Below are 9947 nucleotides of genomic sequence, written 5' to 3' on the forward strand. Positions count from 1 at the left end.
CCAATCAGCCCTCGGAAGATCGGGCCCGCTGGCTCACGAGCCCCGGATCGCGGCTTTCCCGTGCTATTTCGGTCGTGCGGCCACATCATCCTGGGCGAAGATCCGAAACGGCTGGCGCCAGAGGGGGCGCCTTGCGCCCGCGGAGCCGCCCCGGTAGAATGAAGCCACCTGTTCGAGGTACAGCGTCCGGATCGGCTCGATCGAAGGAGGGTTATCATGCACACGGCTGTGATCGTGGAGGCGGTGAGGACGGCGGTCGGCAAGCGGAACGGCAAGCTGTCCGGGATCCGCCCCGATGACCTGCTGGCCCACACCCTGAAGGAGCTCGTGACGCGGGCGAAGATCGATCCCAACGAGGTCGAGGACGTGGTGGTCGGGTGCGTGGATCAGGTCGGCGAGCAGGGTTTCAACATTGCCCGGAACGCTGCGCTGATCGCCGGGTTCCCGCTCGATGTGTGCGGGACGACCCTGGACCGGATGTGCGGGTCGGGGCAGCAGGCGGCGAACTTCGCCGCCATGGGCGTGATGTCAGGCCAGTACGAGGTCGTGATCGGGGGGGGCGTCGAGCACATGACCCGGGTCCCCATGGGCTCGAACGGCCAGGGGCCGGGGGAAGGGCCGGTCAGTCCTAAGCTCTCCGAGCGTTACCAGATCATCCCCCAGGGGCTCTCCGCCGAGCTGATCGCTGAGAAGTGGGGGCTCAAGCGTGAGGAACTGGACGAATTCTCAGCCCAGAGCCATGAGAAGGCCGGGCGGGCCATTGCCGAGGGCCGGTTCAAGCGCGAGATCGTCCCGGTGACGTTGCCGGACGGGAGCGTCTTCGACACCGATGAGGGCGTGCGTGTCCCGGTGAATCGCGAGAAGATGGCGACCCTGGCCCCCTCGTTCAAGCCTGATGGCGTCGTGACCGCGGCGAATTCCAGCCAGATCTCCGACGGGGCAGCGGCACTCCTGATCGTGTCAGAGGCCAGAGCGAAGGCGCTCGGCCTCAACCCGCGCGCGCGGTTCATCGCCACGGCGCTGGCCGGGGTGGATCCGACCATCATGCTGACGGGGCCGATCCCGGCCACGCAGCGGGTGCTGAAGAAGGCCGGGCTGAAGCTGGATCAGGTCAACGTGACCGAGATCAACGAGGCTTTCGCGTCGGTCGTCCTGGCCTGGGAGCGGGAGCTGCACCCCGATATGACGCGGGTCAACGTGAACGGCGGGGCGATCGCGCTCGGCCACCCGCTCGGCTGCACCGGGGCCAAGCTGATGACCACGCTGCTCCACGAGCTGGAGCGCACGGGCGGGCGCTACGGGCTCCAGACCATGTGCATCGGCTTCGGGCAGGGCATCGCGACGATCATCGAGCGACTTTGAGTCGGAGGGGGCCTCGACGGCCCCCTCCGAAACCTCCCCCGACGGCTGCGCGGGCGAAGCCCGCGCTCGGAGTGGAACCGGCAACGGTGGGCGAACTGTCAGGAGCGCGAGCGCATTGACCGTGTTGCTCCGACAGGGTCCTAAGGATGGCAGGTAGCTGACACGGGTGGCACGGCGAGCGTGGCGTCCCAGCCGCCCGCACACCGGCCGAGGGTGTTAGGACGGTGGGAGCTGCTCGCCGTGCCACCCGCGGGAGGGAGGGTCCGGTGGCGCTATTTCGCTGTGCGAGATGCGGGAGAACGGCGCCCGTTCAGAAGATCTGTTGCGGGCGCCCGATGAGGAAGGCGGGATAACCCCAGGCTACGTCCGCTTCGCCTCCCCCCTCAGGAAGATTTTTTCCCCGCTGCTGACGTTGTCTCCGTCTGAATGAAGCTCGGTAGCCCTACTCGGCAGGGGTGAAGAGCCGGACAGCCACGCGCCGGTTCCGGGCTCGCCCTTCGGCGCTGGCGTTGTCCGCGATCGGATGGGCCGAGCCGAGGCCGATCGTTTGGACCCGAGGAAGATCAATCCCGTGCCCGAAGAGGAAGCGTCGGACGGCGTCCACCCGGCGCTGACTCAGCTGCAGGTTGTAGGCGATCGGGCCGACCATGTCGGTGTGACCCTCTAGGTCCACGACTAGCTCGGCGTTCTCCTTGAGCTGCTTCACGACGTCGAGGAGGTCCGTCTGGGCGCGATCGTCGAGCTCCCACTTGTCGAACCCGAAGGTCACCGTGAGCGTTTCGACCACGGCGCGCTTGTTGCGGTTCGCCCAGAGCCGGCTGAGGCGGCGATCGGTCGCCTCGGCCTTCGCGAACGCCGTAACGGCAGCCTGGCTCGCGCGGTCCGCAGCGGAGGTCGCCTCGCCCGCGCGCGACCGTGCGTCGTCCGCCAGGGAGCGCACGTCGGTAAGCTGTGTCCCGACCTCGCGCACCTGAACCCTGACTTCATCGACTTGGGAGACGATGCCTCCGACGCGTTCTCGCTCCTGAGCGAGGCCCGCGCGGACGGTCTGAACTTCCTCCCGGACGAACTCCTTGGTGGCACAGGCACTGGCCAAAACCAGCGCACCCGCCAGCGCAGACATAAGCACCGGACGGATCATGATTCCCCTCCTCCAGCCCAGGGAGGCTCGGCTACTTCTTCTGCTGACCGCCGTTCAGCCCCCTGTTGATGTCTTCCCAGAGCGCTCCGGCGGCTGTGCCTACCACGCCGCCCACGGCTGCCCCGATGGTGGGGCTTCCCGCGATGGCGCCGAAGGCTGCGCCCCCTGCTGCGCCGATCGCGCCGCCGCTCAGCGCCCGCTGTTGCCTCGGCGTCATGTTGGCGCACCCCGCCGTGGCAAACAGGACCAGGATGAGCCCGAAACTCAGCACTCGCTTCATCTGCTGATTCCTCCCTCCGCGTATGCAAGCTCCCGCACTTACCTGCCTCGCCCGATGCCGTGGCCGCTCCTGCCGGCGTGTCCCGCGCCGACACCATGCCGCCCGCCCGCGTGGTCGTGGCCGTACCCCCGGCCGTCACCGTCGGCGCGGACGCCATGGCTGGTGCTCTTGTTCCCCACTACCTCGGTCCGACTGCTTGCCGTGCTGATCGTGGTACCGGAAGCTTCCGAATGAGCATGACGGTTGGCGCGGCTCACCAGCTGGCCCAGGTTCCTTTCCTGGATCAGCCCCTGAGCCTTCATCTCCTTGAAGACCACGCCCCATCCCTTGCCGTTGAGCTTCATGGCGGCGATGTCATCCAGCGTGAGAGCCTTGGTCGTCGTGGATGTTGCTGACGCCGCGTCTTGCTTCTGGGCTTCAAACAGCGCCCGGGCGATCTTCTGGTTGCCCGGGGAGAGGCTGTCAAAGGCCGCGTCCGGGCTCGGGGGGGCAGCCTGAGTCGGGGTCGTAGTCTGCGCGCGGGATGGCGCGGCGCCCACGACGATGGCCAGAAGTGCGATGGTGACGATTCGCAGCATGTTCGGGTTCTCCTTTGCTATGGCTTGGGCGTCGGAGCCGGCGCAGTCCGTTTTGCTTGCGAGACTGGCTCCGGCTCGTCCTCGAGCATCCGATCGGTCTGCACGATGATCTCGGTCGCCGTGGCGCGATCCTTGAAGAACAAGCCGTGCTTGGCGTTGACGCGCATGCGGGAAGTCTTCGGGGTCAGGCGGTCCAGCTCGATTTCGATGGTGCGGTCAGCCGCCACCGCCACGATCTTTCTTCCGGCCTCGGTGGACTCGTCCTCCCGCACGGCGATCTCCATTCGCCTCAGCGTCTTGAGGGTGGCGCTGTGCAGGCTGTTCACCGGGGTGGTGAAGGTCTTGTACGCGATGCTGTCCAGGGTGTAAGCCACACCGGTTCCCGCCGTGACGCCCGTCCCGACCCCGAGGAGCGTCAACCCGACAGCCGCGCACCCCGGGGCGCCGAGCAGGCTCAGCGCAGCGAGCGCGAGGGCGAACCAGCGCGATGGGGCCGCAGCAGGGCCTTGGGTCGTTGGCGCACCATTGGAATGAGCGACGTCGGTCTGCCTTCGGGGCGCCATGCGAATCCGCGGCACCTGCCTCAGGTCAGTACTACCGGTTGAGCTCGTCACCGGCGCGGACGGGTTACCCGTTGGGGGGCAGCGGCGGCCAGGACCACGCGCCGGCGCCGGCGTAACCCAGCCCCCGGAGGCAGGCGCGATAGGCCGCGGCGAAGCGGGCGTCGTTCTTGCTGGCTTCGTTGAGCCCATAGAGCGTGGCGGCGGTCGCTGCGACCACCCCGCCGATCGCGGCGCCCTCGCCCGCGCTCTTTCCGCCACCCGTGATGGCACCGCCTACCGGGTCTTTGAGCACCTCGGCGGTCGCGTTCCGAACCTGGGACTTCGCGTAGTGGCGACACGCCTCGATGTCAGCAGGCGTCGGATTGCGGCCCGCGTGAGGCGCCACGCCTCTGCTCCCGGCGCTCACAGGCCTTGCGCCCTCTGTGCCCTTCCAGTTCGCTACCACCACGCCGGTGACGAGGGCGGTGACGATCGCCAGCGCCATAGCGAGCAACGCCATAGCGATCGCGGTCACCTTCCAGGGGTTCCCGATGTTCTCTGCCATTACGACCGCTTCCTTTCCTGCTGGTTGCGTTGCCGGCGCTCCGGGGTTAAGAACCTGTCACGGCATTCGTCCGCTGCGTCAACCGGGCCTCGGCGGCTTCCAGTTGTTGACGCAGCCGTGCGAGATCCACGGGTTTTTCCAGCACGGCGAACACTCCCTGCGACGGCAGGTCCCGCGGGAGGTCCTCGACGCTGCTGGTGACCAGGATCCCGCACGGCTGCGGGCGGTAGACCTTGCGCGCGAGGCGAAGCAGGTCGAAGACTGTCACCGAGGCTTCGCGACGCGGCGCCCGGTCCGTATCCAAGACCAGGAGGTCGAACGGCCCCGAGAAGAGCTGCATGAACGCGCCGGCGAGATCCTCGGCGACGCCGACCTCGTGTCCTGCAGCTTCGAGGAGGCTTCTCAACCCCTCGCGCGAATTCGGATCAGGCTCGACGAGCAGGATACTCAGGGCCATCTGGCGCTCCGGTGTCTCCATGGTTTGAAGGTAGGCAACGTACGTGCCAGCGGGAAGACGAGCTGTAACTACATGAAAAACTTGATAGAAATAAGAAAGATGTCGATCGAGGAGTCAGTCGAGGCCCAGAACGAGTGTAGATTTTACACGGACCAGCGGGAAGAAATTTCTCGGCTAGACCAATAGTCCCATTTCCGTCGCGGCGTGCACGGGCGCCGGGATGCGGATCAGGAGGTTGGACCGGGTTATACGGAAATCCCGGCTCCAGTAATCGTCGGGGAAGTTGAGGAGGTCGCACTCCAGCCCGCGGGCCTCGAGCGCGCGTTTGAGCGCGAGCAGGTCGTACTCGATGACTCCCGCCAGGCTCGCTCGCGACACGCCCAAGTCTCCGCCGGTGCGGCGATAGGGGATCGCACCAGGCTCGGCAGGTCCCGCCCCCGCCGCTCGATCACGATCGGTTTCAAGCCGCGCGGCCTCACATACCCGAGCCTCACGCGACGCCTGCCGGGCTCGTCTCCGTCAATTTGAGCTCTCGCCGGAGCCGCGAGAGGTCCACAGGTTTCTCCAGCACCGCCACCGGCCCGTGCGACCCGAAATCGCGCTGAAGGTCCGGGGCGGAGCTAGTCATCAGGATGGCGCGGGATCCGTAGCGTCCGACGCGGGCCAGGCGGAGCAGGTCCCGGACATCGAGCAAGCCGCCGCGGATGTGCGGGAGATCCACGTCCACCAGCAGGAGGTCGAACTCTCCCGAGGCGAGCCACCTGAGCGCGCCGGCGATGCCCTCCGCTGTGCTCACCTCGTGCCCGGCTGAGGCCAGGATGGCCCGTAGGCCCTCCCGGACGCTTCGCTCGCCTACGATGAGGAGAATCTGTAACGGCATCTCCGACTCCGCTTGCTGCGGAGCTAGAAGGCAACCATCATGCCGGGTCGAGGGGGAGGGGCTAAGTAGGCGAAAATTTGAGAGTTCGATCGGGAGAGGGGATGGGAGCGCGTCCGGCGCCGTCCGGGTGAAGGGCAAAAGTTACATCAAAGGAGTGGAAGAAATTTCTCAGATCACATCATCGCGGTGTGCTCCCAGCGAGATCGTCGGTGAGGGCCCGAGCCTTGCTCGCCAGATTCGCTGCGCGCTGGTACTCCCGGGCCGTCAATGCCTTCCGGGCTTGCTCGAGGAAGGTCCGGGCCGTCAAGAATGTCTCCTGCTCCTGGGGCTTGAGCTGCCGTCCCTCCAGTTGTTGGAGCGCTCGGTCGGCCTCCCCGATCTTGCGTTGCGCGTCCTCCATGAAGCGTCGCTCCTCCTCGGCCGACATCTGGGGCATCAGCGGCGGCGGCGGCGGCGGTACCGGTCGTGCGGCTGGTGGCGGCGGCGCCGTGGTCGCGGGCGTGGGTCGCTCTGGCGCGGGAGGAGGAGGCTTGAAGATCGCCTGAAGTTTGGCACACCCCGACAGTGCCACGAGCAGGAGGGTCAGGGCGGCAGTCCGTCTCATGCCACGGCTCGCGCCTGGGTGATCGGCAGCGTCAAGATCACGGTCGTCCCCCGCCCCACCGTGGATTCCACATCGATCCGGCCGTCATGCAGCTGCACGATCCGGTAGACCAGCGAGAGCCCGATGCCCGACCCGTCGGACTTCGTCGTGTAGTAGAGCCTGAAGATCTTCTCGATCTCTTCCGGCGGGATGCCGACCCCTTCGTCGCTCACGCGCACCTCGATGACCCCCTGAGGCAGGAGACGGGTCGCGAGCGTCACCGTCCCGCCCCGGGGCATGGCCTGGATCGCGTTCGTCACCAGGTTGGTGCACGCCTGCTGGAGCAACTCGGCGTCGCCCATCGCCCGGGGCAGGTGCGGCGCGGGATCCAGGATGATCTGGGCTCCGCTCTGCGCTGCCTCGGGAGCGGTGAGGCGCGCGACCTCGGTAAGCACGGCGTTCATGTCCACCGGGGCCAGGCGCAGGTCCTGCGGCCGCGCGAACTTCAGGAAGCCCTGGACCACCCGATCCAGCTGCTGAATCTCCCGGGCGATCACATCCAGGTTCTCCCCCACCTCCGGCTGCCCCGCCTTCAATCGGGTTTTCACCAGCTCCAGGTGGATTCGCATGGCGTTCAGCGGGTTTTTGAGCTCATGGGCCACTCCGGAGGTCAGGCGGCCCAGGGCGGCCAGCTTCTGCGAGTACGTCACGAGCGACTGGACGGCGCGGACCGGGTCCAGGTCCTTCAGGGCCAGGACCCCTCCGCCCGCCTGCCCTCCCTCCCGGATCCGGTAGCTCGAGGCCGCCAGCTCGCGAGTCGGCCCGTCCCTGCACGGTACCTTCATGGGCACGTTGCGGCACTCCTGCCCGACCTCGAACAGCCCCTCCACCACGGGGAGGAGGGCGTGCTGTGCGGGCAAGAACGCCTCCAGCGGCTGGTTCAGCATTTCCTCCATCGGTCGGCCCAGGAGCTCCGCTGCCGCCTGATTGCAGAAGATGACCTGGCGGTTGCGGTTGAGGACGACGACGGCGTCCTCGAGGGTGTTGATGATCCCCTCCATCTGCGCTTTCTCGCTCTGCCACTGGGACTGATCGGCCTGGATCCGCTCACCCAGTCGGTTCACGCGCGCCGCCAGCTCCCCCAGCTCGTCATCGCGGGTCAGGTCCACCGCAGCGCCGTACTCGCCGCGAGCCAGCCGCTCCATCCCCTGGGCGATCCGGCGCAGGGACCGGAGCAGAGGGCGCCCCGCGCCAAGCCCCACGGCGACGGCGACCACCAGCGCCGCCGCCGCCAGGGTCAAGCCGCGGAGCAGGGCGTCGATCAACTCGCGCCGCAGGAGGCTGGTGGAGATCCCGACCCGGACCGTCCCGAAGGGCCGCGCGCCCAGCTGCATTGGCAGCTGGGCCTCGTACACGCGCGGCTCCCCCAGCATGGCGCCGATCATGCGGAGCGTGCCCCAGGCGCGTACCGTCGCCAGGCTTTCGCGCGGCGGGAGCGGCGTTCCCTCGCGGGAAGGATCGCTGTGGACCGCGACCCGGCCTGCCGGATCCACGATCGCCGCATACACGACGGTGTGCGAGTAGCCCACCATCCCCTCGAGCAGGGCTCGGATCCCGGGGTCTCGCCCGAGGACCGTGGTCGAGGGCGGCCGTGCGGCAGCGATGACCCGGGAGCTCTGATGGAAGAGCTGCCGGGCGAGCAGCTCCCCCTCGTCTGCGGCCGCGCGGAGGGTGATCCGCGCCACGCTGGCCAGGTGAGCCCCGGTGGCGACCGCGACCACGAGCAGCACCACCGTCGTGATGGCGAGGACTTCGCGGGAGCGAAGCGTCAGGCGGATCTTCACCGGCTCGCGTCAGGCGGTGGGCCTGTTGTACCTGTTCAGCTTGTTGTGCAGGGTCTTCAAGCTGATCCCCAGGAGCTGGGCCGCCCGTGTCTTGTTGTTCGCCGTGTACTGGAGCGTGCGCAGGATAAGCTGGCGCTCCGCCTCCTCTACCGTGGTCCCGGGGGCGAGGAGCAGCCCCGCCTGCTCAGGCGCCGGGGCTGCTTCCCCGCTCAGTGCGAGAGACGCCGGCAGGTGTTCCACGCTGATCAGATCGCCGGGGCAGACGATCACGGCGCGTTCGATCACGTTCCGGAGCTCCCTGATGTTGCCGGGCCAGCGGTGCCGCCGGAGCAGGGCGAGCGCCGCCTCGTCCAGGCCGCGAGCAGCACGCTGGTGCTGCTCGTTCAACTCGCGGACGAAGGCCTGAATGAGATCCGGCAGGTCCTCCATGCGGTCCCGCAGGGGCGGGAGGGCGATCGTGAAGACATTGAGCCGGTAATAGAGATCTTCGCGGAGGGTTCCCTCGTGGACGGCCCGGCCGGGGTCCTTGTTGGTGGCGCCGATGACGCGGACGTCGACCTTGATTTCCGCCTTCCCCCCCACGCGCCGGAACTGGCCCTCTTCCAGGACGCGGAGGAATTTGGCCTGGGTGGCGGGCTCCATTTCTGCCACTTCGTCCAGGAGCAGGGTTCCCCCGTCCGCCAGCTCGAAGCAGCCTTGCCGCCGCTCCCCCGCCCCGGTGAAGGCGCCCTTCTCGTGGCCGAAGATCTCGCTCTCCAGCAGGGTCTGGGGGATGGCTGCACAGTTGATGGCGACGAACGGTCCGCGCTTCCGCGGGGAGAGATCATGGATCGTGCGCGCCACCAGCTCCTTGCCGGTCCCGCTCTCCCCGAGGATGAAGACGGTGGCATCCGTCGGCGCCGCCAGGTCGATCTGGCGCATGATCTCCTGCATCGCCGGGGACCTGCCGAGCAACGGGCCGAAGGCACCCCGCTGGCGGAGCTGCCGGCGCAGGAGGTGGACCTCCCGGAGCGTTTCGCTCCGCTCCGCCGCTTTGTCCAGCAGGACCTGTAGCCGCGCCGGGTCCACGGGCTTCGTGAGGTAATCGTAGGCGCCGTCTTTCATCGCCTGCACAGCGCTCTCGATGGTCCCCTGACCGGTCAGGATGATCACCGCGATGGCCGGATACTCTCGCTTGAGGGCGGCGAGCAGGCCGATGCCGTCCAGCCTGGGCATGACCAGATCGCTGATCACCACGCCCGGCCGCTCCTCGGCCACGTGCTCCAGGGCCTCGACGCCGTCGCTCGCGGCGCTTGCGTGGTAACCCCACGCTTTCAGGAGCTCTTGGAGCCCGTTTCGCGAGTTGGCGTCGTCGTCCACCACCAGAACTCGACGCTGCATGGACACCCGCCTCCGTTCCTGCGAGCCCGTCGGGCCCCGGCCGGGACAGCCCGTCAGGCGGAGAAGCCGATCAGTGCGACCAGCGGGTACGCCGAGGGGCTCCCTCTTGAGACGAGTCGTGGGAGCAATCTCGCTGAATCGTTCGCTGAGCTTATGCGAATTGTAGCATGACGCAGCGAGCCCGAGGCAGCGGCTCGCGGAGACCGCGCACCTAGATTGCTCGGAGGGGGGCGCACCCACGCCGACCCCCCGCGCTGGCGCGCTGGTGTGGCGCGGGGACCCGCCCCTTCCGAACCTCCCGCCGTAGTTCGAGCGCGGCGGGGTCGGCCATGCCG

At 67.9% G+C, this 9947-nt stretch carries 12 protein-coding genes; 1 reads left to right on the plus strand and 11 read right to left on the minus strand.

Annotated features, from left to right (window positions below):
- The first annotated feature begins 216 nt into the window (after positions 1-216).
- Positions 217-1362 (plus strand): thiolase family protein, encoded by a 1146-nt coding sequence (locus HY726_20745; protein MBI4611427.1) that lies wholly within the window; start codon positions 217-219, stop codon positions 1360-1362.
- 442 nt (positions 1363-1804) lie between these two features.
- Here the strand turns inward: HY726_20745 and HY726_20750 are convergent, their stop codons facing one another.
- From HY726_20750 to HY726_20800, 11 genes are all read right to left on the minus strand, one after another.
- A complete protein-coding gene (locus HY726_20750) occupies positions 1805-2503 on the minus strand; it encodes an OmpA family protein (GenBank protein MBI4611428.1) in 699 nt (232 codons plus the stop codon).
- 31 nt (positions 2504-2534) lie between these two features.
- Complete coding sequence (locus HY726_20755) at positions 2535-2783, minus strand: hypothetical protein (GenBank protein MBI4611429.1); 249 nt, start codon at positions 2781-2783, stop codon at positions 2535-2537.
- A gap of 38 nt (positions 2784-2821) precedes the next feature.
- A complete protein-coding gene (locus HY726_20760; protein ID MBI4611430.1) occupies positions 2822-3361 on the minus strand; it encodes a hypothetical protein in 540 nt (179 codons plus the stop codon).
- A gap of 17 nt (positions 3362-3378) precedes the next feature.
- Entirely contained in the window at positions 3379-3924 is a 546-nt protein-coding gene (locus HY726_20765) for a DUF3568 family protein (GenBank protein ID MBI4611431.1), read from the minus strand.
- 64 nt (positions 3925-3988) lie between these two features.
- Positions 3989-4468 (minus strand): hypothetical protein, encoded by a 480-nt coding sequence (locus HY726_20770; GenBank protein MBI4611432.1) that lies wholly within the window; start codon positions 4466-4468, stop codon positions 3989-3991.
- 46 nt (positions 4469-4514) lie between these two features.
- A complete protein-coding gene (locus HY726_20775) occupies positions 4515-4925 on the minus strand; it encodes a response regulator (protein MBI4611433.1) in 411 nt (136 codons plus the stop codon).
- Positions 4926-5099: 174 nt separating this feature from the next.
- Positions 5100-5303, minus strand: a complete 204-nt coding sequence (locus tag HY726_20780) for a hypothetical protein (GenBank protein ID MBI4611434.1) — start codon at positions 5301-5303, stop codon at positions 5100-5102.
- A gap of 112 nt (positions 5304-5415) precedes the next feature.
- On the minus strand, positions 5416-5805 hold the full coding sequence (locus HY726_20785; protein ID MBI4611435.1) for a response regulator: 390 nt from the start codon (positions 5803-5805) through the stop codon (positions 5416-5418).
- 178 nt (positions 5806-5983) lie between these two features.
- The gene (locus HY726_20790; GenBank protein MBI4611436.1) at positions 5984-6409 is read right to left on the minus strand and encodes a hypothetical protein; all 426 of its coding nucleotides are present in this window, start codon (positions 6407-6409) and stop codon (positions 5984-5986) included.
- Entirely contained in the window at positions 6406-8232 is a 1827-nt protein-coding gene (locus HY726_20795) for a PAS domain-containing protein (GenBank protein ID MBI4611437.1), read from the minus strand. Before HY726_20795 ends, HY726_20790 begins: the two co-directional genes overlap by 4 nt.
- Before the next feature lie 9 nt (positions 8233-8241).
- A complete protein-coding gene (locus HY726_20800) occupies positions 8242-9612 on the minus strand; it encodes a sigma-54-dependent Fis family transcriptional regulator (GenBank protein MBI4611438.1) in 1371 nt (456 codons plus the stop codon).
- Positions 9613-9947 lie beyond the last annotated feature (335 nt).

It is taken from the genome of Candidatus Rokuibacteriota bacterium, assembly GCA_016209385.1.
Classification (GTDB): domain Bacteria; phylum Methylomirabilota; class Methylomirabilia; order Rokubacteriales; family CSP1-6; genus JACQWB01.

Coding starts and splice junctions, on each gene's coding strand:
- HY726_20760 (MBI4611430.1), bottom strand. CDS start 3,361: ATGCTGCGAATCGTCACCATCGCACTTCTGGCCATCGTCGTGGGCGCC.
- HY726_20770 (MBI4611432.1), bottom strand. CDS start 4,468: ATGGCAGAGAACATCGGGAACCCCTGGAAGGTGACCGCGATCGCTATG.
- HY726_20755 (MBI4611429.1), bottom strand. CDS start 2,783: ATGAAGCGAGTGCTGAGTTTCGGGCTCATCCTGGTCCTGTTTGCCACG.
- HY726_20785 (MBI4611435.1), bottom strand. CDS start 5,805: ATGCCGTTACAGATTCTCCTCATCGTAGGCGAGCGAAGCGTCCGGGAG.
- HY726_20765 (MBI4611431.1), bottom strand. CDS start 3,924: ATGGCGCCCCGAAGGCAGACCGACGTCGCTCATTCCAATGGTGCGCCA.
- HY726_20750 (MBI4611428.1), bottom strand. CDS start 2,503: ATGATCCGTCCGGTGCTTATGTCTGCGCTGGCGGGTGCGCTGGTTTTG.
- HY726_20790 (MBI4611436.1), bottom strand. CDS start 6,409: ATGAGACGGACTGCCGCCCTGACCCTCCTGCTCGTGGCACTGTCGGGG.
- HY726_20745 (MBI4611427.1), top strand. CDS start 217: ATGCACACGGCTGTGATCGTGGAGGCGGTGAGGACGGCGGTCGGCAAG.
- HY726_20800 (MBI4611438.1), bottom strand. CDS start 9,612: ATGCAGCGTCGAGTTCTGGTGGTGGACGACGACGCCAACTCGCGAAAC.
- HY726_20775 (MBI4611433.1), bottom strand. CDS start 4,925: ATGGCCCTGAGTATCCTGCTCGTCGAGCCTGATCCGAATTCGCGCGAG.